Below are 23,589 nucleotides of genomic sequence, written 5' to 3'. Positions count from 1 at the left end.
ATCGATTTTCTACGGGCATCAGCCTTCAGGCCGTTGTTGTTATGCCCCCATGAATTTACAGTGTGGCAAAGATTTATTCTGACTTTAGCGGAGCAGTGGAAGAATGACAAAATATGCTTTAGTAGGTGATGTTGGCGGCACCAACGCACGTCTTGCTCTGTGCGACATTGCCAGTGGCGAGATTTCGCAGGCAAAAACCTATTCCGGGCTGGATTACCCCAGTCTGGAGGCTGTGGTGCGCGTGTACCTGGATGAGCATAGCGTCAGCGTCGAAGATGGTTGCATTGCCATTGCCTGTCCGATCACCGGCGACTGGGTGGCAATGACCAACCATACCTGGGCATTCTCTATTGCTGAGATGAAAAAAAATCTGGGCTTTAGCCATCTGGAAATCATTAATGATTTCACCGCCGTGTCGATGGCAATCCCCATGCTGAAAAAAGAGCATTTGATCCAGTTTGGCGGCGCGGAACCTGTCGAAGGCAAACCGATTGCGGTGTATGGCGCGGGAACTGGCCTCGGCGTGGCGCATCTGGTGCACGTTGATAAACGCTGGGTAAGTCTGCCGGGTGAAGGCGGGCACGTGGATTTTGCGCCTAACAGCGAAGAAGAGGGGATTATCCTTGAGGTTCTGCGTGCGGAAATCGGTCATGTTTCTGCTGAACGTGTGCTCTCAGGACCCGGACTGGTGAACCTGTATCGCGCCATCGTCAAATCAGACGGCCGCCTGCCGGAAAATCTGCAGCCGAAGGATATCACCGCCCGTGCGCTGGAAGATTCCTGTATCGACTGCCGCCGCGCGCTGTCGCTGTTCTGTGTGATCATGGGCCGCTTTGGCGGCGATCTGGCGTTAACGCTGGGCACGTTTGGCGGCGTGTACATCGCTGGCGGGATCGTGCCGCGCTTCCTTGAATTCTTTAAAGCCTCCGGTTTCCGCGGTGGGTTTGAAGATAAAGGACGTTTTAAAGCCTACGTTCAGGATATTCCGGTGTATCTGATTGTGCATGATAATCCGGGCCTGCTTGGTTCTGGCGCACATCTGCGTCAGACGCTGGGGCATATTTTGTAAGGCCAATGTCGGATGGTATTTAGCAATCATCCGGCCTGTATTCCCACTAAACCGCGCTTCTGACGTAATGACGATCAGTTAACGACGAGCAATCGTCGTAACTATAGCTAAGAGCGGCATATCCGGAGGTAATGAATTTGTTGCCCCCGGTATTTGTTACGTTCACCTTATGTTTTTCACTTCTCTGAAACGATTACTCCCAGTGAACGTGTTAAGGGTACTATCGCCGTACCCTTAACAATCCCGGCTCCCGGCGGGAAAATTGCCACTTCGTGGTTCCCTCCGCTTATTCCTCCAGGCTACCGGGCCGGGCGCGAGGTAGCGTCCTTGCAAAGCGCGCCCTGAGCCAGCATCCATGCTGGCTCTCCCGGCCTTACGGAAACACGTCGGCAATTTTCAGCCGGACCAGCCCACACCTGACCATTTGCGTTTTTTGTTTAAACAGCAAAACAGATTTAACTGGAAGTCAGAGCGTTGAAGCGATGACTCCGGTCCGGCTGAAAATCGATGAGTCGTTGGCGGCTGATCGGGTCTGCCCGCAGGGATGCGGGCAGAGGGGATGGCCTGCAGGGACGCAGGCTCGGCCCCGACCCGACAGGCAGACGGCATAAGACGAATGACAAAATTGCCGGGAGCAATTTTGAACAGCGCTTGCGCTGGCCCCGAAGGGGTGAGCCCCAGGGATGGGGCGAATAATCGCATCGCGACGATTTTCCCGCCGGGAGCCTGGGTTGCAAGGGAGGCGGCGGTGAGCCTCCCTTGCACGTTCACGGGTACCTGTGCTTCAGAAAAGTGAAAAGCTGAAGTGAACGGAACCCTGAGTCGCAATCACATGTTCTCCATAATGATTAACTGACAAGCATTACGCTTCTGACGCGGTTTTTTTATGCCTGCCGCCCAGCTTTCCGACCTTCGTCACACTTCCTGATTACTGGATTATATGTCCAGTAAAAGCATTATTTGTCTGATAACGGTCGCTACTTGCCTCGGACCATAATTTCTCTCGTTAACTATTACGAGGAAATGAATATGAGCAAAAAATTGATTGCTGTCTGTGCGTGCCCAATGGGGCTGGCTCACACCTTTATGGCGGCGCAGGCGCTGGAAGAAGCGGCGGTTGAAGCCGGTTATGAAGTGAAAATCGAAACTCAGGGCGCTGACGGAATTCAAAATCGACTGACGGCGCAGGATATCGCTGAGGCGACGTTAATCATCCATTCAGTTGCCGTTACCCCGGAAGATAACGAGCGTTTCGAGTCGCGTGACGTCTACGAAATTACGCTACAGGACGCGATAAAAAATGCGGCCGGCATCATTAAAGAGATCGAAGAGATGGTTGCCGCTGAACAACAATAATCATCGACAGGGAACTACGTATGGCCATTAAAAAACGCAGTGCAACCGTTGTGCCAGGCGCATCTGGTGCGACAGCGGCAATAAAAAATCCACCGGCCTCCCGCAACAGCTTCTGGGGCGAACTTCCGCAACATGTGATGTCGGGTATTTCACGCATGGTGCCGACATTGATTATGGGCGGGGTAATTCTCGCCTTCTCGCAACTGATCGCTTATAGCTGGCTCGATATTCCTGCTGACACGGGCATCATGGATGCGTTGAACAGCGGAAAATTTACCGGTTTTAATCTCTCATTACTGAAGTTTGCCTGGCTGTCGCAATCTTTTGGCGGCGTGCTGTTTGGTTTTGCTATTCCGATGTTTGCCGCGTTCGTTGCCAATTCGATTGGCGGCAAACTGGCGTTTCCGGCGGGGTTCATCGGTGGGCTGATGTCTACTCAGCCTACCCAGATGCTGAATTTTGACCCATCGACGCTGCAATGGGTAACCAGTGCTCCCGTGCCTTCCACCTTTATTGGCGCGCTCATTATCTCGATCGTTGCCGGATATCTGGTGAAGTGGATGAACCAAAAAATTCAGCTCCCTGATTTCCTGCTGGCGTTCAAAACCACCTTCTTGCTACCCATTCTCTCCGCCATTTTCGTCATGCTGGCGATGTATTACGTAATCACGCCGTTTGGCGGCTGGATCAACGGTGGAATTCGTACTCTGCTGACCGCAGCAGGAGAGAAAGGGACGCTGATGTATGCGATGGGGATTTCCGCGGCAACGGCCATCGACCTCGGGGGGCCGATTAATAAAGCTGCTGGATTTGTCGCCTTCAGCTTTACCACCGATCACGTTCTGCCGGTCACCGCGCGCTCTATTGCGATTGTGATTCCGCCGATTGGTCTCGGGCTGGCAACGCTGCTTGACCGCCGCTTAACGGGGAAACGTCTGTTCAGCGCCCAGCTCTACCCGCAGGGAAAAACGGCAATGTTCCTCGCATTTATGGGCATCAGCGAAGGGGCTATCCCGTTTGCGCTGGAAAGCCCCATCACGGCAATTCCCTCTTACATGGTTGGCGCCATTGTCGGATCGACGGCTGCCGTCTGGCTGGGTGCGGTGCAATGGTTCCCTGAGTCGGCTATCTGGGCATGGCCGCTGGTGACCAATCTCGGTGTCTATATGGCAGGGATCCTGTTAGGTGCGGTGATTACGGCGCTGATGGTGGTGTTCCTGCGCCATCTGATGTACCGCAAAGGCAAATTGCTGATTGAAAGCCTCTGATCAAAAGGATTGTAACCATGAGCTTACTTGCCTCGCTGCGTAACTGGTTAACGGCGCAACATCTCGATGCGATACTGCTGTCATCGCGGCAGAATAAACAGCCGCATATGGGGATCTCCAGCAGTTCAGGGTATGTGTTTATCAGCCATGACAGCGCGCATATCCTGGTCGATGCCCGTTATTACACCGATGTCGCTACGCGTACCCAGGGCTACCAGATCCATCTCCTCGATGGCACACAGACGTTGTATTCACGGGTGAATCACATCATTGCTGACGAAAAGCTGCAGACGGTGGGGTTCGAAGGCGAGCAGGTAAGCTGGGAAACGGCACAGGCCTGGGCAGGCAAACTGCATGGACGGCTGGTCAGCGCCGTGCCGGACGTGCTTCGGCAGGTGAAAACGGCCCAGGAAATAGCCTGTATCCGTGAAGCCTGTCGGATTGCCGACCTCAGCGCTGAACATATACGGCGTTTTATTCAACCCGGTCTGAGTGAGCGCGAGATTGCCGCCGAACTGGAGTGGTTTATGCGCACGCTTGGCGCAGACAAAGCTTCTTTTGACACCATTGTCGCCAGCGGCTGGCGCGGGGCGCTGCCGCATGGCAAAGCCAGCGATAAACGGGTTGCAGCAGGTGAATTCATTACGCTGGATTTTGGCGCACAGTATCAGGGGTATTGTTCGGATATGACGCGAACGTTTCGCATACCTGACGCCAACCAACCAGTAGAAGACAGTGCGCTATTTTCGATTTATCAGGTTGTCCTGGAAGCGCAACTGGCGGCGGTAGCGGCAATTCGACCTGGCGCGCGTTGCAATGAGGTGGACGCCGCAGCCAGGCAAGTTATTACACAGGCGGGCTATGGTAATGCGTTTGGTCACAATACCGGACACGCTATCGGCATTGAAGTCCATGAGAACCCACGTTTTTCCCCTACCGATGAGACGCCTCTGGCGGCGGGAATGCTGCTCACCGTTGAACCAGGTATTTATCTGCCGGGGCAGGGCGGAGTGCGTATCGAGGACGTGGTGCTGGTTACGCCAGACGGCGGCGAGGTGCTCTACACCATGGCGAAAACATTGTTACACACGGGAGAGGCGTGATGGACTTATCGCTACTGAAGGCGCTGAGCGAGGCTGATGCGATCGCCTCCTCAGAACAGGAGGTGCGACAGATCTTGCTCGAAGAAGCAGATCGTCTGCACAAAGAAGTGCGCTTCGATGGGTTGGGATCGGTGTTGATCCGCCTGAATGAATCAACCGGTCCGAAGGTAATGATCTGCGCGCATATGGATGAAGTGGGATTTATTGTGCGCAGTATTTCCAGGGAAGGGGCGATCGATGTCTTGCCGGTGGGAAATGTGCGTATGACGGCCAGACAGTTACAGCCAGTGCGGATTACCACCCGCGAAGAGAGCAAAATCCCGGGGCTGCTCGACGGAGATCGCAGTGGCAATGAGGTGAATGCACTGCGGGTGGATATTGGCGCGCGGTCTTATGACGAAGTGCTTCAGGCCGGCGTGTGTCCAGGCGATCGCGTCACCTTTGACACGACTTTTCAGGTTTTGCCGCACCAACGCGTCATGGGCAAAGCCTTTGATGACCGACTTGGATGTTATTTGCTGATCGCGCTGCTGCGCGCATGGCATAACGCCATCCTTCCTTGCGAGGTGTGGCTGGTGGCCAGTTCCAGTGAAGAAGTGGGACTGCGCGGAGGGCAAACGGCAGCGCGTGCGGTTGCGCCCGATGTGGCGATCGTGCTGGATACAGCCTGCTGGGCGAAAAATTTTGATTATGGCGCGGCCAACCACCGACAGCTCGGCAAAGGCCCGATGCTGGTGCTGAGCGATAAATCGCTGATTGCGCCGCCAAAGCTGACGGCATGGATTGAAAGTGTAGCCACTGATGCGGGCATCCCGTTACAACTCGATATGTTCAGTAATGGCGGCACAGACGGCGGGGCCGTACACGTCAGCGGAACGGGGATCCCGACGGTTGTTATGGGGCCAGCTACGCGGTATGGGCACTGTGCGGCATCAATTGCCGACTGTCGTGACATCATCCAGACGCAGCAGTTGCTGTCGGCGCTTATTTCACATCTTACGTGCGAAACCGTGGCTCATCTGACGGACTTCAGGTGCTGATTTCGCGCTAATCAGGAGTTGTTATGCTAACGATTCAATTTCTTTGCCCGTTACCCAATGGACTGCATGCGCGTCCAGCATGGGAGCTGAAAGAGCAGTGCAGCCAGTGGCAAAGTGAGGTGATGTTTTTCAACCATCGTCAAAACGCCAAAGCGGATGCGAAAAGCTCGCTGGCGCTGATTGGCACCGGGACGCTGTTTAACGACAGCTGTAGCTTAACCATCACCGGTCAGGATGAAGAGCAGGCCAGGCGGGTGCTGGAGGAGTACATTCAGCAGCGGTTTATCGACAGCGACAGCGTTCAGCCTGGAGCGGCGGAACTGGCGGCGCATCCGTTGCCGCGTTCGCTGATTCGGCTCAACCCGGATTTGCTGTATGGCACTGTGCTGGCAGGCGGCGTGGGGGCAGGTCAGCTCACGCTGTGGCAGAGTGATAATCTGGAGAGCTATCGCGCGATTGCGGCGAGTGCGGAAGACAACGCCAGGCTGGAGCACAGTCTGGCGACGCTGGCGGAACTGCTCAATCAGCAACTGCGTGAGCGCGATGGTGAGAGTAAAACCATTCTCAGCGCGCATCTGTCTCTGATTCAGGACGACGAGTTTGCCGGGAATATTCGCCGCTTAATGCTGGAGCAGCATCTGGGGCTGGGGGCGGCGATTATTACCAATATGGAGCAAGTATGCCACAAGCTGTCGGCTTCCGGCAGCGATTACCTGCGTGAACGCGTCAGCGACATCCGTGATATCAGTGAACAATTGCTGCACATCACCTGGCCTGAAAAGCGGCCGCGCCATGCGCTGGTGCTGGAAAAACCAACGATTCTGGTGGCTGAAGATCTGACGCCCAGTCAGTTTTTGAGCCTCGATTTGCAGCATCTGTCAGGCATGATCCTTGAGAAAACAGGGCGCACCTCGCATACGCTGATCCTCGCTCGGGCGTCGGCGATTCCGGTGCTTAGCGGCTTGCCGCTGGCAGCGATTAGCCGCTATGCCGGGCAACCCGCAGTCCTGGATGCCCGATGTGGAGTCCTGGCCATTAATCCAGACGAGGCGGTTCGCGGCTACTACGCGATTGCGCAGAAGCTGGCCGACGAATGCCAGCGTCGGCAAGCGCTTGACGCCGCCCAGCCCGCGTTAACCAAAGACAATCAACGAATTGACGTCGCAGCGAACATTGGCACCGCGCTGGAAGCGCCGGGGGCGTTTGCCAATGGCGCGGAAGGGATTGGGTTGTTTCGCACAGAAATGCTGTTTATGGATCGCGACAGCGCTCCTGACGAGCAGGAACAGTTTGAGGCCTACCAGCAGGTGTTGTTGGCTGCGGGCGACAAGCCGGTTATCTTTCGCACGATGGATATTGGTGGCGATAAGAACATCCGCTATCTCAATATTCCGCAAGAAGAGAACCCATTCCTGGGCTATCGTGCGGTGCGGATTTATCCTGAGTTTGCCGGACTGTTTCGCACGCAGTTGCGCGCCATTTTACGCGCGGCGACCTTCGGTAATGCGCAGTTGATGATCCCGATGGTGCACAGCCTCGACCAGATTTTATGGGTAAAAAGCGAATTGCAAAAAGCGCTGGTGGAGCTGAAAGCGGAGGGGTTACGTCATGCTCCGACAATTTCATTGGGTATTATGGTTGAAGTACCTTCGGTGTGTTACATCATCGACCACTTCTGCGACGAGGTGGATTTCTTCAGCATTGGTTCCAATGACATGACTCAGTATCTGTACGCTGTCGATCGCAATAATCCTCGCGTGTCGCCACTGTACAACCCGATTACGCCCTCGTTCTTGCGGATGTTGCAGCAGATTGTTCGCGTGGCGCACGAACGTGGTAAATGGGTGGGCATTTGCGGAGAACTGGGCGGCGAAGGACGTTACTTGCCGCTGCTGTTGGGCTTAGGGCTTGACGAACTAAGTATGAGCAGCCCACGGATTCCGGCAGTGAAAAGCCAGCTTCGTCAACTGGACAGCCAGGCGTGTCGCGAACTCGCTATGCAGGCCTGCGAGTGTCGCAGCGCTCAGGAGATTGAAGATCTGCTGAACCAGTTTGCGCCACAGAAAGAGGTGCGGCCGCTACTGGCGCTGGAGAATATTTTTGTTGGTGAGCCCCTTACCAACAAAGAGCAGGCGATCCAGTTCTTATGTGGCAATCTTGGGGTAAATGGACGCACCGAACATCCGTTTGAGCTGGAGGAAGATGTCTGGCAGCGTGAAGAGATAGTCACTACCGCCGTAGGTTTCGGGGTTGCTATCCCACATACTAAATCCCAGTGGATCAGCCATTCCAGTATCAGTATTGCCCGGCTTGCTCAGCCGATAGACTGGCAGTCCGAGATGGGCGACGTTGAACTGGTGATCATGCTGACGCTAGGCGCCGATGAAGGCATTAACCACGTGAAGGTCTTCTCGCAGCTGGCGCGTAAGCTGGTGAACAAGCAGTTCCGCCAGTCGTTGTTTGCCGCTACCGATGCCGAAAGCATTCTGGCGCTGCTGGAGGCGGAACTGACGTTTTAAATTCTACAGAGAGGAACGCTTTCCAGCCTGCAGCGAGGCGCTTGCAGGCTGCGTAAACGCTTCTGATAGAGAAATTATTAATTTATGGTGTGTTGAATCGGCAGTTTCCCGGCCCTTAATAACGTCATCTCTTGTTTGCAGAGCAGTACTACCGCCTGACGACCTTTTACGCGTCGGGCGGTGAGCGCTCTTTTCACGGTCCGACGATCCGCACCTGATTCCAGCATCTGAAGACACATCAGGGAAAGTGCACGTCTGTTTTTCATCGAATATTCACTTTGTTGAGTCAGCCTGCACGTTATGTGCGAAGGGGCATTATTTTACAACGATACAAGTGGATATGACTAACGCGTTGGAGTCGTCTCAATCAACGTGCTGACTGGAAACGCGCGCCGTACTCGCCCGGCGTCAGTCCAAACTGACGGCGGAACAGGCGGCAAAAATAATCACTGTCCTGATACCCGCAACGCTGTGCGACTTCGCTAATCGACAGATGATATTTCTGTAAGATGATGCGCGCCTTCGCCATTCTCACCCACCGCACGTACTCGACAAATCCCATGGTGCCATGCTGGGTAAATATTTTAGATAAGTGATTCGGCGTGATATTAAAAAACTGCGCTACGTTTTCCCGGCTCAGCGATTGGGCATAGTTGTCCTGGACCCAATTACATATGCTGTGATAGAGAAATTCAGAGCGCGGGCGCGCTATATCAGGTCGGGTGTTGACCACGCTGCGGCACAGGTGCAGCAGACTCAGCACCAGCGGTTGAATAATATCCAGGGCCTGAGGTGAGCGGCTTAAATGGGTCAATGCGGTAAGCATCGCCTCGCCTTCACCGCGCTGCGGATGTGGTAACTCAATGCGACGTACGGGACGCAACAGCGATGCGGTTCGGTTGTCGTAAAAAGAGAGTCCCAGCCAGGCTGGAGAAAATACCAGGCTCAAGAGCATCACCGGTTTATCGTTGCCTGGTAAATTCGCCGCTTTAGCCGGGATGAACAACATGTCGCCTTCCGCCAGACTGTGCTGCTGCTTTTCCAGTTGGTTGCTGTACTCTCCGCGCAGCACGATATCCAGGCGGGGCAGGTCAATACATAAACTGCCGGTCGGTAATGTGGTTCGCGGCGTAGCGAACCATACGCGCCCCAGACGCTGCGGATTTAACACCAGGCCGCTGAACAGATCGGCAAAAAACTGTTGGTCGGCGGGCAGGCCTGGCTCTTTCATTGCTCTTTCTCTGCGCTATAAGTGCATTAACTGTCTGAACTCTTTCACTTTACTCCGACTCACCGGGATTTCAAATTCCAGGTCTTTTAAGCGCAGAATGTAGGTGTTGTTAAACCAGGGTTCGATCTCGCGAATTTTATTCAAATTGACACAGAATGAGCGGTGGCAGCGGAAGAAATGCGAAGCAGGCAGTTTGCTGCAAAATTCGGTGATGTTCATTGGCATCACATACGACTCGCGCCGGGTATAGACGAAGGTCATCTTTTCATGGGCTTCAGCGTAGTAGATGTCGTTGATCGGGGTTACGATGATCCGCTCATCTTTGATCAGGTTGATCGTATCGTTTTCCCGGATCACCGGGCTGGCTGGCGAGGTTCCCGCTTGCTGCTGTTGCCAGGCGGTCTCCAGCTTTTGCAGCATGCCGACAATGCGCGATTCCTGATACGGTTTCAGAATATAGTCAAAAGCTTCCAGCTCGAAAGCTTCAACAGCGTGCTCTTTCCACGCGGTAATAAACACAATAAAGGGCTTATGCGCGAACTGGCTGATGTTTTGCGCCAACAGTACACCATCCAGCGAGGGAATATTGATATCCAGAAAAATAGCGTCAACGCGGTTGTGCTGGAGATATTTCAGCACGTCAAGACCGTCGTCAAATGTGCCGACAATCTCCATCTGGCTGTGCTCTTTTATCAGCCAGCTTAGTTCCTGTTGGGCCAGGAATTCATCTTCGACAATGATGACTTTCACGACTTCACTCCTGGTTAAAGCAATAATGTGGCCGGTGCGGCTGCGGGCGAGTGCTGATTAGGCACATAAAAGGCAATCTCTGTGCCCGGCTCCAGACGGCGGATCAGTAATCCTTCGCCATAGAGCAGCTTAACGCGATGATGGACATTCAACAGGCCAATTTTATTACCCGGCATTTCATTGGATTCGACCCGCTCAATCACTTTCGGATCGATCCCATGACCGGTGTCCCGCACGGCAATTCGTACCCGATTTCCGCACTCTGCAACGCTGATGGTCACCACGCCTTTCCCTTTGCAGGGTTGAATACCATGAACAATGGCGTTCTCGACAAGCGGCTGAATCAGCAGGCTGGGAATATAACAGCTTACTTCTTCATCAATATCATAAATAACCGTCAGCTTGTCGCCAAAACGGGCCTGTTCGATGGCGATGTAATCCTTGATTTGGTACAGCTCTTTCTTGATGTCGATCTGCTCATCATCTTTTAATTCAATATTATAGCGAAGATAACGCGACAAATTAAAAATGAGCTGGCGCGCGGTGTCCGGGTTAAGTCGCACCGACGACGAAATAGCGTTCAGGGCGTTAAACAGGAAATGGGGATTTATTTTACTCTGCAGTGCCCGCAGTTCTGCCTTATTTGCCATTTCGCGTAGCTGTTCCGCCCGAGAAACCTCAAGCTGAGTCGAGATAATTTGCGACAGGCCGATGGCCATTTCCTGTAGCGAGGAGGTGATCTGGTGAGCGTGACAGTAGTAGATCTTCAGCGTGCCGGTGACAACGCCTTTCTCCCAAAGCGGGATCACCAGCATGGAGTGTATTTCCGGTGTCCGATGTGCTTCATCATTGTTTTTTATGATGATTTTTCCGTAATTGATCGCCTGTCGCGTGGTCGGGCTGACGAAGTCATCGTTATCGCGGTAATTCAGTTCACCCACGCCAACGTAGGCCAGAACGTGCTGGGTATTGGTAATCGCGACGGCGTCTGCATGGATGTCATGGCGAATAATTTCACACACCTGGCGGAGCGACTCGCTGTTGACGTGACGGAAAAGCGGCAGAGTTTTGTTGGCGATATCCAGTGCCAGCTTGGCCTGTTTCGCGGCGCTGGCTTCTTTCTCGCCCTCCACGCTTTGAACCAGCATGACGATAAAACCAATACAGACGCTGCCCAGGATCATCGGGATACCGATTTTCGAGACGATATCCAGCCCTAGCGCGGTCGTAGGCGCCCAGGCAACGACGAGGATCATGGTCAGGGATTCGCACAGCATTCCGCCTAAAATACCTGCGCGCCAGTGCTGCGCTTTGGGGATCTTACGGTTGATCCACCCGGCAATGCAGCCTGCCAGAATACTGGTAATAAAGCAGGGTAGGGCGGTAACGCCGCCAATATCAATCAGGTAGCGGTGGGTGCCGGCGATGAGTCCCGTAATGATGCCGACCCAGGGACCGAATAAAATTCCCCCTGACATGACCGCGATAATACGTACGTTTACCAGTGAGCCTTCAACCGGTACGCCGGACCAGGTACTGAACAGGGCAAACATCGAGAAAATCGCGGTGACGGCGAGCAACTCTTTCGGGGAGTGAGCTGACTTGTGCAACAGTTCGCGAAACAGGCGGATACGAATCAGGAAAAACAGACAAAACAGCATCAGCGCTGCCCGGTCAAATACCGCCAGCAGCATATTAAATATTTCGTGCACGGGTGACTCTTGCGCAGGGGTTAAACCTCTATGATAGGCAACCTGAGTCTGGATGACCAGCGCCCGCGCAGCCTGCGGCTAATGAGGAAAAACCTTAATATTAAAAGGGGATTGTTGCATTGTTGTTGTATTTACAATACCTGTCTTCTAAGCGCAAAGATCAAGGTAATGTTTTCAACAACAAAATGTTAAATGATGGTAATTTTTAGCGGTGTGTGAAAATGAATATTTCCTCATTTTTTTTGCCTGTTCCTCATTTGTGTCGAAAAAAATATTTTGTTTTGCCTCTCGACAGAAGGAAATTATTCAGGCTATTTTCTAAACGTGCCACCATCGTGGCAGCGTCGCTCGGACGGTCCGGGCGCTAACGTTAATCTGAGGATATTATGGCTGACTCCCGCCCTGAACGTCGCTTTACGCGTATTGATCGCCTTCCCCCTTACGTTTTTAACATTACCGCTGAACTGAAGATGGCTGCGCGTCGGCGCGGCGAAGATATTATCGATTTCAGTATGGGGAACCCGGATGGGGCCACACCTCCTCACATTGTTGAAAAACTGTGTACCGTGGCGCAGCGCCCGGACACGCATGGCTATTCCACGTCTCGCGGCATTCCGCGTCTGCGTCGGGCGATTTCCCGCTGGTATCAGGAACGCTATGACGTTGAGATTGATCCTGAATCCGAAGCGATTGTGACCATTGGTTCCAAAGAGGGACTGGCGCACCTGATGCTGGCAACGCTCGATCATGGGGATACGGTTCTCGTACCCAACCCGAGCTATCCGATCCATATTTATGGCGCGGTGATTGCCGGGGCGCAGGTACGGTCAGTGCCGCTGGTCGAAGGTGTCGATTTCTTTAATGAGCTGGAGCGCGCGATCCGTGAAAGCTACCCGAAACCGAAGATGATGATCTTAGGTTTCCCGTCCAACCCGACAGCACAGTGCGTCGAGCTGGAATTTTTCGAAAAAGTCGTCGCGCTGGCTAAACGCTATGACGTGCTGGTGGTTCACGATCTCGCTTATGCCGATATCGTTTACGATGGCTGGAAAGCGCCATCGATTATGCAAGTACCTGGCGCTCGTGATGTCGCGGTTGAATTTTTCACCCTGTCGAAAAGCTACAACATGGCGGGCTGGCGTATCGGTTTTATGGTTGGCAATAAAACGCTGGTCAACGCGCTGGCACGCATCAAGAGTTATCACGATTACGGGACGTTTACACCGTTGCAGGTTGCGGCAATCGCGGCGCTGGAAGGCGATCAGCAATGCGTACGGGATATTGCCGAGCAGTATAAACGCCGTCGCGATGTGCTGGTTAAAGGGCTGCATGAGGCCGGTTGGATGGTCGAGATGCCAAAGGCTTCAATGTACGTTTGGGCGAAAATTCCTGAGCAATATGCCGCGATGGGCTCACTTGAGTTTGCCAAGAAACTGCTGAACGAAGCGAAAGTATGCGTTTCGCCGGGGATTGGCTTTGGTGATTATGGCGATACGCACGTGCGTTTTGCCTTAATTGAAAACCGTGACCGTACCCGCCAGGCGATCCGCGGCATCAAAGCGATGTTCCGCGCAGATGGCTTACTGCCTGCCAGTGCGAAATCGGCTATTGAAAGTACCGACTAACCGATCGTGAGATCTCCAAAAGCAAACAGGAGCCTGATGGCTCCTGTTTTTTTGCTGCGTCTTTTATTTAGATCATCAGGGCGAACGTACCGGCCCAAACGATGACCATAAAAGAAATGCCCATAAAGAAATATTTCACTTTTCATCTCTCCGCGTACCTGGGTACGTCTGAATGAACATATGCTTACCTGACAGAGAGCTGATGCACGCGCAAACGAAATGGAGAATATCCCTCGTTTGCCTGGCTGCATCACCTCAGAATTCTGAGCTTTAGTGCTCCAGACGGCGCTAATGTACGCCTAAAAATGAGGTGAGACAAGAGGCATTTTTCTATTTAATTTTAATAACTTACAAGTGTCGTGATTCGGCGACAGTTTAATTTCTGCCGGTAATAAATTGCTATTGAGCGACGTAATGATTAGTCGGAGAATTCTCATATCACCATAGTATGAATGCGGTTAATTTTTCGCGGAATTCAATAATGAAAAGGTTAAAAATGACCAGATTAATGATGTTAGCACTCGTTCTTACGCCAGTGACGTCGATGGCGGCCTCACCGTTGGCGTTTAATTTCAGCTGCGCAAGTATTGGTGGTGTGAATAGTGATGGTAAAGGTAACGTTTGGATTGACGGTGCCAAGGCGACCGTAAAGAGCTTCAATGAAAACTACTGGGAAGCCAAAAGCGGCAAAAATACGCTTTCCATCTCCCGTAAAGATGACGGCAACCCGGAAGTTTCATGGGCAGGGCCAAATCGTAAGCACGGAATTTGTCAGCCTGAAGACAATATTGACTACGCCCCGGGGGAAAAATCGCCCCACAGCGGCCCTTCTTTCTCCTGCTCAGCGGTGGCAAAGGGAAGTATTGAAGAGGTTATTTGCCAGAGTCCATCACTCTCCGCGATGGATGTTAAGTTGAACGGGGTTTACAAACAGGCGTTGGTTAAATCGAAAAATAACCCAACGCTGAAAGCGGAGCAGCGCGGCTGGGTTAAAGGACGAAACGAGTGCTGGAAAGAGCAGGATAAACCAGCCTGTATTGCTCGTAACTACAATGAGCGCATGGCTGAACTACAGAACGAGTGGGGCGTTAAGTAATTCAGCCACAGACAAAAAGAAAGGCCGTAAGGCCTTTCTTGTTAGATATATAACGAGGCTTCACCCATGGGGCGGGTTTTGAAGCGACGGTGGATCCAGAGATACTGCTCGGGCGCGCGCATGATCTCTTTTTCGATAATTTTATTCATATAAGCCGCAGCCTGGCTTTCATCTGCCGGGTAACCTTCCATTTGTGGTGTGATAAACAGGCGGTAACCTGAGTTATCTGCTTTTCTCACCATGGTTACGGTCAGCATCGCTGCGCCCGACAGGCGTGACAGCACGTAAGTACCATTAGTGGTTGCCACGTTTTTAACGGCGAAGAAAGGCGCGAACGAGCTTCCTTTACGACCGTAGTCCTGATCGGGAGCAAACCATACCGCTTCCCCTTTTTTCAGGGCGCCGACAATGCCACGCAGATTATTTCTGCCGATCATGGCTTTGTTGGAACGCATACGACCGCGGGTTTGGATCCACTCCATCAACTTATTGTTGTGCGGGCGATAGGTTGCCATCATAGGCTGGCACAGCCCCATTACGCGGCCACCTAATTCGAGCGACATAAAGTGTACGCCTACGACCATCACGCCACGGTCTTCCATCTGGGCGCGTTTCAGGTTGTCCAACCCTTCTACATCAAACCATTTGCGAACGCGGTGATCCGGCCAGAACCAGGCCATACCTGTTTCAAGCAGTCCCATGCCGAGTGAACGGAAGTTCTCATCGACCAGTTTGTCTCTCTCTTCCTGCGACAGATTGGGGAAACAGAGTTCGAGGTTTTTACGTGCAATAGATTCACGGCGCTTTAAAAATGGACGAGCCAGTGTTCCTGTACGGGTACCAAGAAAACATAATACGGGATAGGGAAGTTGTACCAGTAACCAGAGCACACCGACGCCAAACCACGTGAGCCAATAGCGCGGATGTAAAAACGCGCGTGAAAATTTACATTGGGGAAACATAAGCACCTGTTGTTGATACGAAATAGATGTATCGCGAAGACGCTGGGTCTGGCGCGTTACACTCTGCACAGATCGTTAGGCCGCCATAAACGACATTGGTTCCTGCAGAGAGTGTAAAACTGAGTCAGGACAAAACCACGAGGGGCATGAATGATCGGACGCACAATGTACACCCGAAGATTAATGTCAGCCAGAAATAATTACTCAAGTTTCGTAAATATTTTGGGGGCGATTAAGAACAAAAAAAAGACTATTTATAATTCATTGTTTTTATGATGAATAAATAAACTCCAAGTGTATATCTAAATAGTAAGCAGATGAGTGATTTTTGTAACGTAAATGTTGCTTAAATTGCGAACTGATGGAAATTATCTTAGAATATAAAAACAAGGGAGTGTAAGGACTTACGTAAAGTTTTATGGCAAACAGGAGGTATCGCTATGCTCTATTTTTGGACCTTTCTCGCATTGAGTATTCTGAGCGTCAGTTGCTACATCTGGCAGGTAATGGGCGCTGCGGCGTCAATAAGCGCTTTTATCGGCATGGTCATACTCACCGCCTTAATTTACGTTTTTACTATGCGGTTGACTAATGGTAACGAAATGGTAACCGGATTATTCCTTTTTCTTGCCCCAACATGCGGTTTGATCATTCGCTTTATGGTGGGTGACGGTAGGCAATAATCCGGCGTGTTACGATTGGAAATGAATTTTCACGTTTAGCTGTTTTTTATTTAGCTGAGAGTAGGGAAGTGCCAGCTGCGCTGGCACTTTTTGCGAGACTGAACTCGATTAACGGGCGTCAGCCAACTGGAGTGATGCTTCTTCTTGCTGAGCATTTTTCCGCTGTTGCTCAAGTTCCAGCGCTCCGCGATGAGAGAGGTAGCAGAACAGGATGCAGCAGACAATTCCCCCCATCAGCAGATAGAAACCGCCATGCCATCCCATTTTGTCGACCATTACGCCAAACAGGCTGGTGCCCAATGACGCGCCAAAAATGTAGCTCATAAATCCGCGCAATCCTACTGCGGAACCCACTGCGAAGCTGGGTACGATTTCCATGGTCTGAACGGAGGCCAGGAACTGAGGAACATAAATCAGGCAGCCAACGATGGCGGCAAAAATAGTCACCATCAACAGCGATTCGCTTTTCCAGTAGCCGATCAGACAGACGAAAATCAGTGCCATACAAATCATGGCCAATGGCATGCGACGGCCTTTAAACAGTTTATCGGTAAGCCAACCCGCCAGTAATGTGGAAGGGATTGCCGCCCATTCGAAAAATAAAAAAGCGACGCTCATTTCCTCTTTCGAGAAATGTTTTTCGGTTAACAGATAAATTGGCAACCAGCTAATCATGCCAAAACGTACCATATAGACAAAAACATCTACCAGTGAAACATACCAGGCATTTTTATTACGCAGGACATAAGTGCAGAAGATCTGGAAGGCGCTCATATTTTCTGGCGCCTGGACAGCGTGTCGGGCATTTAATACAACTTTTTCTTCCGGCATCATTTGTTCCAGAGCCGGTAAACCTTCCTGGCGCGGTGAACCTTTCCCCAGCATCAGCACGATAAATGCAAACAGGACGGCAACGCCGGCCGGAACAATATAGCTGGCGCTTTGCCAGTGTTCACTTCCCAAAATGGCAAAGGCGGCACCAACGATCGGGGCAACAATACCACCACCGACATTGTGTGAGATATTCCAGAATGCGCCAACGCGTCCACGTTCTTTACGCGGAAACCAGTTGGCGATAGTAATAAATGAAGGGCCGACACCCATCCCCTGGAACAAGCCGTTGAAGACAACCAGCGCGGCAAAAATCCAGAATCCGGTACTGAATCCTAAACCTACGTTGACGATGGCGCACAGAATCAAACCGCATGCCATAAAGACTTTCGGGCTGGCTTTGTCTGCCAGGCTGCTCATAATGCCTTTACTGATCCCATAGGCGATAAGCATACAACTGCTGAGTAAACCGATCTGCGTGGCGCTGAGATCCAGATGCTCCTTCAGATAAGGCGTTGAGAGCGTGAAGTTATTACGCACAATATAGTACGCAAGATAGCCCAGGAATACGCTGAGTAATGCCTGAATGCGATAGCGGCCATAAGTTTCCTGGACTTTCTCCGCCGGGACTTTATTTGCCGCAGGCCCTGCCTTAAATATTGATAACATATCATCACCTAAATTTATATTGATGTGAATATCAGGAGTTTTCGTGGTGAAGAGTGAAATAGGCAGGAGAGAAACTCAAGTCGATGAAATGTGTCATTATTGACCCATTTTGTGGGTGGCGCGGCGGATTTTGACTCTTTTTAAATAATGGTATTTTATTTCTGTTCTTTTGCGCGGACTTTTATTGCTGGCATGTGCGGATATTAACAAATTCATACTGTATTTTCGGGTATTCTTTGCTGATGTAGTCACTTTCCGTTTGGTAAACTTGCGAATAACCTTATTCCTCTCTGCTGTAGTGATAAACGGGTAAGTTTTGTCTCAATATTATTTTTTGCACATGTTGGTATTTATGAACGGGATCACAAACAGACTTTTCTGTTGGCGGCGTTTTTGGGCAATCTTGCTCTGTTTCATGTCGCTGTTGGCGAGTCGCCAGGCGTTGAGTAAAGAGCTGGTGATGGCCACAACCTTTTCTCCCGGCGCCACGGCCTGGATTATCCAGCGCTGGCAGACGCAGCCGGGATCGGTGATGATTCGTACGTTAAACCGGACCAGCAGCTCGCTGGAACAACTGCTTGATACCGCGAATGCGGAAAACGTTGATCTCATTTTGACCTCATCGCCCATGCTGTTACAGCATCTTCAGGAGCATCAGAAGCTGGCGCACTTTGATAATGCGCTGCCGGAAAGCCAGAGGCTGGTGCCTGAGTCTATTCGTTCTACCTCTGTGGCGGTGGCGATATCCGGTTTTGGCCTGCTAATTAACCGTTCCGCGCTGGCGGCGCGACACCTTTCTCCTCCTGCTGACTGGGCGGATTTAACGCAGCCTAAATATCAGAATGCGTTGTTGATGAGTAGTCCGTCACGTTCCGATACCAACCATCTGATGGTTGAGTCGCTGTTGCAGCAAAAAGGGTGGGAAGAGGGCTGGGCGACGCTGTTAGCGAGCGCGGGTAATCTGGTGACGATTTCATCACGCAGTTTTGGCGTCGCCGACAAAATTAAGAGCGGTCTTGGCGTTGCCGGGCCGGTCATTGATAACTATGCCAACCTGTTGCTCAACGATCCGCATCTGGCCTTTACCTATTTTCCTCGCTCCGCAGTGTCGCCAACCTATGTCGCCGTTCTCAAGAACAGCCAGCACGCCAGTGAAGCGCGTCGTTTTATCCGCTACTTATTAAGTCCGGAAGGACAGCGGATCCTTGCGGATGCGAATACGGGAAAATATCCGGTTACCCAGCTCGCGCCAGATAACCCACGGGCCGCTCAACAGGCTATGTTGATGAATCAGCCTGCGCTTAATTATCGGCTGATCCTTAAGCGGCAGCGGCTGGTGCAACGGATGTTTGATACCGCCATCAGTTTTCGTCTCGCACAACTGAAAGATGCCTGGCGAGCGCTATACAGTGCGGAAGCGCGCCTTAAACGCCCGTTACCCGAAATCAGAGCCTTACTGACCAGCGTCCCGATAGATGCCAGGCGTAGTGAAGATGAGGCCTGGCTTGCTCAGTTCGATAACAAAAGCTTTGCCGAACAGCAGATGATGGAATGGCAACTGTGGTTTCTTAAAAATCAACGTCAGGCGATAGCAAAACTGGAAGAATTAAAATGAAAGGTGGATCGATACTGCAACGCCTGCGGCAGCTCAACATCAGCAGCAGCCTGCGGGGAGCCTTTCTGACGGGCGCACTACTGACGTTGAGCGTAAGCTGCGTCAGTTTGTACTCATGGCATGAGCAGAGCTCGCAGATACGCTATTCGCTTGATGATTACTTCCCGCGCGTGCATTCCGCTTTTTTGATTGAAGGGAATCTTAACCTGGTTGTGGATCAACTTAATGAATTCCTGCTGGCCCCCAACACGACGGTGAGGCTGCAACTGCGCAATCAGATAATTTCGCATCTGGATAAAATCGAGACACTGAGCCGGGGGCTACAACCCGCAGAGCAACAGCAGCTGGCGGTGATTTTGCAGGACAGCCGGGCGTTGATGGCGGAACTGGACCGGGTGCTCTACAACATGTTCCTCGTGCGTGAAAAAGTGAGTGAACTCTCCGCACGCATCGACTGGCTACACGATGATTTTAACACCGAGCTGAATTCACTGGTGCAGGATTTTACCTGGCAACAGGGGACGTTGTTGGATCAAATCGAGGCAAAAAGTGGCGATGCGGCGCTGTATCTCAAACGTGCCAGAGAGGTGCAAAACGAGCAGCAGCAGGTTTACACCCTGGCAAGAATTGAAAATCAGATCGTCGATGATTTACGCGACAGGCTTAATGAACTGAAATCGGGCAGCGACGACGGGATGCTGGTGGAGAACCATATCCGCTACCTGGAGAATCTGAAGAAAACCGCCGATGAAAACATCCGTACCCTCGATGACTGGCCCAGTACCATCACCCTGCGGCAAACCATTGATGAACTGCTGGAAATCGGGATGATGAAAAATAAAATGCCCGATACGATGCGCGATTATGTCGCTGCGCAAAAAGCGCTCATTGATGCCAACCACGCCAGAGAGGCAACACTCGGGCGCTTTCGAACACTGCTTGAAGCGCAATTGGGAAGTAGCCATCAGCAAATGCAGATGTTTAACCAGCGGCTGGAACAAATTGTTCGCGTCAGCGGCGGACTTATTCTATTGGCGACGCTGCTGGCGCTCCTTCTCGCCTGGGGACTTAACCACTACTTCATTCGTTCCCGGCTGGTGAAGCGTTTTACCGCGCTCAACCAGGCTGTGGTGCAAATCGGTCTGGGGCGAACGGACGCCACTATCCCGGTTTACGGGCGCGATGAATTGGGGCGTATCGCGGGCCTGCTGCGCCATACCCTGGGCCAGTTGAATGCGCAAAAAAATCAGCTTGAGCAGGAAGTGGCGGAGCGTAAGGAGATTGAGTCCGATCTCCGGGCGACGCAGGATGAGCTGATCCAGACGGCTAAACTGGCGGTGGTCGGCCAGACCATGACCACTCTGGCACACGAAATTAATCAACCGCTGAATGCGCTGTCGATGTACCTGTTTACGGCGGGAAGGGCAATTGAGCAGGGGCAATCCGCTCAGGCCAGAAGCACGTTAACCAAAGCGGAGGGGCTGATTACCCGCATCGATGCCATTATCCGTTCGCTGCGTCAGTTTGCGCGCCGGGCTGAGCCGGGCGCGCCTTTACATCCGGTCGATCTACGACAAACGTTTACTGCTGCCTGGGAACTGCTGGCTATGCGCCATAAGCAGCAGGGCACGCTGACGCTTCCTGCTCACAGTGTGTGGGTGGCAGGTGATGAAGTGCGTATTCAGCAGGTACTGGTAAACATACTGGCAAATGCGCTGGATGCCTGTCCGGCTGCCGCGGAAATAGAGGTTCACTGGCAGGCTGAAGGCCACCGATTATGTGTCTTAGTCTGTGATAACGGCCCCGGCTGGCCAGGCGCGTTGTTGCCATCACTATTAAAGCCGTTTACCACCAGTAAGGATGTGGGTCTCGGTATTGGTTTATCGATTTGTGTATCGTTAATGACGCAAATGAACGGCGAGCTGCGCCTGGCCTCGACGCCGGGGCGCAATGCCTGCGTCGTGCTGCAATTTAATCTGACGGATGTAAACGATGTTGTGTGATGAATATGCTGTTTTGCTGATTGATGACGATGCCGATGTTCTCGACGCTTACACGCTGTTGCTTGAACAGGAGGGTTATCGTGTATACGCATGCAGTAACCCTTTTGACGCCCGAAATTGGCTACAGGCCGACTGGCCGGGGATTGTCCTGAGCGACGTGTGTATGCCTGGCTGCAATGGAATCGATCTCATGACGTTGTTTCATCAGGATGATAATCAGCTGCCGATCCTGTTGATCACCGGCCATGGCGACGTCCCGATGGCCGTGGAAGCGGTGAAAAAAGGGGCATGGGATTTTCTGCAAAAACCGGTTGACCCCGGCAAACTGCTGTTGTTGGTAGAAGATGCGCTGCGTCAGCGAAAATCGGTGATTGCGCGTCGCCACTATTGTCAGCAAAAGCTGCAGGTTGAGCTGATCGGTTACAGCGAATGGGTCAATCAGTACCGCCAGCGTCTGCAGCAGCTGGCGGAAACGGATATTGCCGTCTGGTTTTATGGCGAGGCGGGAACGGGGCGTATGACGGGAGCCCGTTATTTGCATCAGCTTGGGCGCAGCACCGAGGAACCGTTTATCCGCGGTGAATTGACGCCAGGCAATGCGGGACAACTCAATGACCTTATTACCCAGGCGCAGGGTGGTACGCTGGTCCTGAGCCATATTGAATGCCTGACGCGCGAACAGCAGCACCAACTGGTGCACCTGCAAAGCCAGGAGCGGCGTCCTTTTCGCTTAATCGGCATTGGCGCCACATCGCTGGTGGAACTGGCGGCAACTAACCAGATTGTGGCCGAACTCTATTACTGTTTCGCGATGACGCAAATCGCTTGTCAGCCTTTATCACAGCGTCCCGATGATATTGAGCCCCTGTTTCGCCATTATCTGCAGAAAGCCTGTCTGCGCCTGAATCATCCGGTACCTGACGTTGACGGGGAACTCATGAAAGGCATGCGGCGCCGCGTGTGGTTAAGTAATGTTCGGGAGCTGGCGAACGCCGCTGAGCTTTTTGCCGTTGGGTTGCTTCCGCTGGCTGAAACCGCAAATCCGCAGCTGCATATGCCTGAACCGACGCCGCTCGATCGCCGGGTGGAGGAGTACGAGCGACAGATTATTACCGAGGCGTTAAATATTCATCAGGGACGCATTAATGAAGTGGCGGAGTATTTACAAATCCCGCGTAAAAAACTGTATTTACGCATGAGAAAATACGGGCTGAGCAAAGAACACTATAAGTTTTAGTGGCGAGGTTCCAGAAGAAGAGACGTTGACAGTATTTCGGTGGCGGCGCGAGCGCTCACCGAAATACGCGACGGAAGTCTGAATTATCTGTTTTTTTTTCTTACCACATCAAATCATCAGGGACGACAAAATCAGCATACGGATCGTCTTCGTCCTTCGCTTCCTGGCTAAGCTCGCAATTTAATACAATATAGCTTGCATCGCGCTGGGCAATTTTATCGGCGACGACAGCCGGAATGATGGCATATTCGCTATCGCTGCTGCTTTCAGCCGTCAGACGCGCAATGGCCAGACGGCCCTTGATTAACTGCGACTGGGTCACTTTATCAACATAGACTTTTTTGATTAGGTTATTATCAGTGAAGTTGTAACCAATATCGCCACGAGAAATGGTGATTTTATTCATTTCAATAAGTTGTTTGATCTGCGCTTTATACTCTTTAGACAGCGCAGCCTGCTTTTGCTGCTCGCTGAGCTGTTTATCACGCTCGGCCTGTGCTTTCTTATTTTCTTCCACCGCTTCTCTGGCTTCACGAGCCTGAACGCGCGATTTTTTCGCCGTTCTCTGCACTTTTGCCATTTTTTTGCTGCTGACCAGACCGGCCTTAAGCATCTGTTCCTGTAGGGTAAGTTTTGTCATCGTCGCTTCTAATCCAATAAAATCGTTGTAAGGATTATAACCTTAACGTTCGGTGGGAAGCCAGATGAGGCGCGCTCTGCATGTAGCTCTTTGGGCGCCACTCGCGGTGGGAGCGATCTTGTGTCTTTCTGCCGTTGAGCATCAAGTTAATCATTACCCTCCTTAGAATAAGATATAACA

20 protein-coding genes are annotated in these 23,589 nt (G+C 52.1%); 12 read left to right on the top strand and 8 right to left on the bottom strand.

Going from position 1 to position 23,589, the window contains the following annotated elements:
* The first annotated feature begins 103 nt into the window (after positions 1 to 103).
* From glk to ptsP, 6 genes are all read left to right on the top strand, one after another.
* Positions 104 to 1,069, top strand: coding sequence for a glucokinase (gene glk, locus OOJ59_RS10700; RefSeq protein ID WP_038642435.1), 966 nt, complete (start codon positions 104 to 106; stop codon positions 1,067 to 1,069).
* A gap of 1,029 nt (positions 1,070 to 2,098) precedes the next feature.
* Positions 2,099 to 2,425, top strand: a complete 327-nt coding sequence (locus OOJ59_RS10695; RefSeq protein WP_003028254.1) for a PTS fructose transporter subunit IIB — start codon at positions 2,099 to 2,101, stop codon at positions 2,423 to 2,425.
* A gap of 20 nt (positions 2,426 to 2,445) precedes the next feature.
* Positions 2,446 to 3,693 carry a PTS fructose transporter subunit IIC gene (locus OOJ59_RS10690; RefSeq protein ID WP_038642433.1) on the top strand — a complete coding sequence of 416 codons (1,248 nt, stop codon included), beginning with the start codon at positions 2,446 to 2,448 and terminating at the stop codon, positions 3,691 to 3,693.
* Between the two features lie 17 nt (positions 3,694 to 3,710).
* A complete protein-coding gene (ypdF, locus tag OOJ59_RS10685; RefSeq protein WP_160955450.1) occupies positions 3,711 to 4,796 on the top strand; it encodes an aminopeptidase in 1,086 nt (361 codons plus the stop codon).
* Complete coding sequence (ypdE, locus tag OOJ59_RS10680; protein WP_160955451.1) at positions 4,796 to 5,836, top strand: aminopeptidase; 1,041 nt, start codon at positions 4,796 to 4,798, stop codon at positions 5,834 to 5,836. Before ypdF ends, ypdE begins: the two co-directional genes overlap by 1 nt.
* Before the next feature lie 23 nt (positions 5,837 to 5,859).
* Positions 5,860 to 8,355 (top strand): phosphoenolpyruvate--protein phosphotransferase, encoded by a 2,496-nt coding sequence (gene ptsP / locus OOJ59_RS10675; RefSeq protein WP_160955452.1) that lies wholly within the window; start codon positions 5,860 to 5,862, stop codon positions 8,353 to 8,355.
* A 77-nt stretch (positions 8,356 to 8,432) separates the two neighbouring features.
* Here the strand turns inward: ptsP and OOJ59_RS10670 are convergent, their stop codons facing one another.
* From OOJ59_RS10670 to OOJ59_RS10655, 4 genes are all read right to left on the bottom strand, one after another.
* Positions 8,433 to 8,621, bottom strand: coding sequence for a hypothetical protein (locus OOJ59_RS10670; protein WP_071888160.1), 189 nt, complete (start codon positions 8,619 to 8,621; stop codon positions 8,433 to 8,435).
* Between the two features lie 101 nt (positions 8,622 to 8,722).
* Positions 8,723 to 9,586 (bottom strand): AraC family transcriptional regulator, encoded by an 864-nt coding sequence (locus OOJ59_RS10665; protein WP_268063386.1) that lies wholly within the window; start codon positions 9,584 to 9,586, stop codon positions 8,723 to 8,725.
* 15 nt (positions 9,587 to 9,601) lie between these two features.
* Positions 9,602 to 10,336, bottom strand: a complete 735-nt coding sequence (gene ypdB, locus OOJ59_RS10660) for a two-component system response regulator YpdB (protein ID WP_038642424.1) — start codon at positions 10,334 to 10,336, stop codon at positions 9,602 to 9,604.
* A 14-nt stretch (positions 10,337 to 10,350) separates the two neighbouring features.
* Positions 10,351 to 12,048, bottom strand: coding sequence for a sensor histidine kinase (locus OOJ59_RS10655; protein WP_071888159.1), 1,698 nt, complete (start codon positions 12,046 to 12,048; stop codon positions 10,351 to 10,353).
* Between the two features lie 386 nt (positions 12,049 to 12,434).
* On the opposite strand from OOJ59_RS10655, the gene alaC reads away from it, so the two are divergent.
* Positions 12,435 to 13,673 (top strand): alanine transaminase, encoded by a 1,239-nt coding sequence (alaC, locus tag OOJ59_RS10650; RefSeq protein ID WP_042306985.1) that lies wholly within the window; start codon positions 12,435 to 12,437, stop codon positions 13,671 to 13,673.
* Between the two features lie 67 nt (positions 13,674 to 13,740).
* Here the strand turns inward: alaC and ypdK are convergent, their stop codons facing one another.
* Positions 13,741 to 13,812, bottom strand: a complete 72-nt coding sequence (gene ypdK / locus OOJ59_RS10645) for a membrane protein YpdK (protein WP_010723117.1) — start codon at positions 13,810 to 13,812, stop codon at positions 13,741 to 13,743.
* A gap of 342 nt (positions 13,813 to 14,154) precedes the next feature.
* Here ypdK and OOJ59_RS10640 point away from each other — a divergent pair, with 342 nt between their 5' ends.
* Complete coding sequence (locus tag OOJ59_RS10640; RefSeq protein WP_160955453.1) at positions 14,155 to 14,769, top strand: lysozyme inhibitor LprI family protein; 615 nt, start codon at positions 14,155 to 14,157, stop codon at positions 14,767 to 14,769.
* Between the two features lie 41 nt (positions 14,770 to 14,810).
* Here OOJ59_RS10640 and lpxP read toward each other — a convergent pair whose 3' ends face one another.
* A complete protein-coding gene (gene lpxP / locus OOJ59_RS10635; RefSeq protein ID WP_038642416.1) occupies positions 14,811 to 15,731 on the bottom strand; it encodes a kdo(2)-lipid IV(A) palmitoleoyltransferase in 921 nt (306 codons plus the stop codon).
* A gap of 440 nt (positions 15,732 to 16,171) precedes the next feature.
* Between lpxP and OOJ59_RS10630 the strand changes: the two genes are divergently transcribed.
* Positions 16,172 to 16,414 carry a DUF2545 family protein gene (locus OOJ59_RS10630; protein WP_038642414.1) on the top strand — a complete coding sequence of 81 codons (243 nt, stop codon included), beginning with the start codon at positions 16,172 to 16,174 and terminating at the stop codon, positions 16,412 to 16,414.
* Between the two features lie 108 nt (positions 16,415 to 16,522).
* On the opposite strand, the gene pgtP is transcribed toward OOJ59_RS10630, so the two are convergent.
* Entirely contained in the window at positions 16,523 to 17,914 is a 1,392-nt protein-coding gene (gene pgtP / locus OOJ59_RS10625) for a phosphoglycerate transporter PgtP (RefSeq protein WP_038642412.1), read from the bottom strand.
* Positions 17,915 to 18,335: 421 nt separating this feature from the next.
* Between pgtP and pgtC the strand changes: the two genes are divergently transcribed.
* The 3 genes from pgtC to pgtA are packed head-to-tail and all read left to right on the top strand — an operon-like array spanning position 18,336 to position 22,769.
* Positions 18,336 to 19,529 carry a phosphoglycerate transport regulator PgtC gene (pgtC, locus tag OOJ59_RS10620; RefSeq protein WP_159121053.1) on the top strand — a complete coding sequence of 398 codons (1,194 nt, stop codon included), beginning with the start codon at positions 18,336 to 18,338 and terminating at the stop codon, positions 19,527 to 19,529.
* An 11-nt stretch (positions 19,530 to 19,540) separates the two neighbouring features.
* Positions 19,541 to 21,532 (top strand): two-component system sensor histidine kinase PgtB, encoded by a 1,992-nt coding sequence (gene pgtB / locus OOJ59_RS10615; protein WP_170973253.1) that lies wholly within the window; start codon positions 19,541 to 19,543, stop codon positions 21,530 to 21,532.
* Positions 21,522 to 22,769, top strand: coding sequence for a two-component system response regulator PgtA (pgtA, locus tag OOJ59_RS10610; RefSeq protein ID WP_160956459.1), 1,248 nt, complete (start codon positions 21,522 to 21,524; stop codon positions 22,767 to 22,769). Before pgtB ends, pgtA begins: the two co-directional genes overlap by 11 nt.
* Positions 22,770 to 22,869: 100 nt before the next feature.
* Here the strand turns inward: pgtA and OOJ59_RS10605 are convergent, their stop codons facing one another.
* On the bottom strand, positions 22,870 to 23,409 hold the full coding sequence (locus OOJ59_RS10605; protein ID WP_038642407.1) for a DUF2058 domain-containing protein: 540 nt from the start codon (positions 23,407 to 23,409) through the stop codon (positions 22,870 to 22,872).
* Between the last annotated feature and the right edge of the window lie 180 nt (positions 23,410 to 23,589).

Origin of the sequence: Citrobacter sp. W9, from assembly GCF_026719375.1 — a bacterium.
Taxonomy (GTDB): domain Bacteria; phylum Pseudomonadota; class Gammaproteobacteria; order Enterobacterales; family Enterobacteriaceae; genus Citrobacter; species Citrobacter werkmanii.
This window is presented reverse-complemented; position numbering and strand designations above follow the sequence as displayed.